Annotated in this window: 2 protein-coding genes and 1 pseudogene; 2 read left to right on the top strand and 1 reads right to left on the bottom strand. The window is 34.1% G+C overall.

Annotation, left to right across the window (positions count from 1 at the left end):
• Together BCAMP_RS14015 and BCAMP_RS14835 are read left to right on the top strand one after the other, a co-directional pair.
• A pseudogene (locus BCAMP_RS14015) lies at nucleotides 1-254 on the top strand (ParA family protein); the annotation flags it as partial.
• A 3-nt stretch (nucleotides 255-257) separates the two neighbouring features.
• Entirely contained in the window at nucleotides 258-380 is a 123-nt protein-coding gene (locus BCAMP_RS14835) for a hypothetical protein (protein ID WP_269479299.1), read from the top strand.
• A gap of 745 nt (nucleotides 381-1125) precedes the next feature.
• Here the strand turns inward: BCAMP_RS14835 and BCAMP_RS14010 are convergent.
• Nucleotides 1126-1610 (bottom strand): hypothetical protein (locus BCAMP_RS14010; RefSeq protein ID WP_035315698.1); only part of this gene is annotated, 485 nt, incomplete at its 5' end.

Below are 1610 nucleotides of genomic sequence, written 5' to 3'. Positions count from 1 at the left end.
TTGATTTACTAGGGATATTACAAGTTCTTCATAAAAACAATGGTAAAGTCGATCAATACATCATGGATAAAGCGATTGAAAGTTTTGATGGGGATAATATTTTCAATACTGTTGTGCCACAAATGGAACGATTGAAACGTTTTGATGTGAATGGTATAACTAATAAAGATTTACATGATAAAAAAGTAATTACAAAATACACTGAGGTTGTTCAAGAATTTATCGATAGATTGATTGCAATGGAGGGGGAATAAAGTATGTCTAGCAAATTAAATCGACTAGAACGTTTAGCAGGTAATATTGAGCCGAAACAGAAATATACGGCATCAAAAACACCAAAAGCTAACTTAGAAGAAATCGAAAAAAAATTTAAAAATTAAAGAAGAAGCTGAAAAAGGAAAAGAAAAAATAAACAATCAAAAAAAACACGCTTAAATATGGTGATGATGTGCGGATAAAGTTAGAAGCACAAAAACAAATTGAAGGTGTTAAATTTGATTATAAGTTTTTAGAACTATTGTTAGATAGAAATGCAGGGAATTTTTCACCGAGAGATCGCGCGAAATATAACATTTTGATTGAAGAAGACTAGGTATTATCATAAAAAAAGCGCATTAAAACTTAGACTATTACGTAAAAGGTAAGTGCTAAAAGGACACGTCAACTTTCAACGTTTAGACTCGAAGTCAAAATGGATTGAGATAATGTTAATTGTTAAATAACAATAATGTCATACAAGTGAAAACACTCTGTCAGATTGACTTTTTTAAAGTTTATTAACTAGCCGAGAACACTCGCGACTTTAGTCGTGTAGATGAATCGGCTAGTTAATAAAATCACCTGAAAATTGGTGTTCTCGTCAAAAAGCGAAAGGTACTGAGAGTATTTGTTATTTCGGAATACTCACTTATAACCCAGAGCACGCTCTAATTGTGGCGAAACTTCTGAAATTTTTAACAGCATCAAATAGGGTGTTAAGACGTCGCGTGTAACCTTAAATAGAACCGATAATCACCCGTAGGGTATAATATGCTAGAAAAGGCTGCTAACTGTAGGGTACAGTTAGCAGCCTTTTCTAGCATATTATGTTATGACAAGTGTCCTTTTAATAGAGTTCGCATTTATCTAAGGAGCTTGTCTTAATTCTAAATCTAATTCTGCGGTATATTTTTTATTGGAATCTAAATCGTTACGATTGTGAACAATTGCTTTTAATCCCTCGTCGACTGTCCAACTGTTTTCAATTTGAGAATGGGTCTTAGGGATCTCGTTTTCGACTGAATGTGAAACTATCACGACTTCATCAGTGTCTGTTATTTCTGTGGTTGATGATGGTTGTACATACGCGACTCCTAAAGTCGTAAAGGGAATCTCTTTGTTGTTTTCATCTTTAAACGGTTGTGCAGAAACAGCTATTTCCCAATCACTACGGTCCGGTTTTTCTGATGTTGCTGTTGAAAGGTTAGTTCCTCTCAAATCAGTAACGAGGATTTTCCAATCAGGTTCTACACGGTTAACTAATACTTCGCTTAAATCTCCGCTTAGTCTAGTCGATTCGAAAGTAAGTTCGTTTGGGACTTCTTTAAAACCTATTTTTGTAACTTTGGCAG

Source organism: Brochothrix campestris FSL F6-1037, from assembly GCF_000525915.1.
Taxonomy (GTDB): Bacteria; Bacillota; Bacilli; order Lactobacillales; family Listeriaceae; genus Brochothrix; species Brochothrix campestris.
The sequence above is the reverse complement of the archived record's forward strand: the minus strand, read 5'-3'. Positions and strand labels throughout refer to the sequence as shown.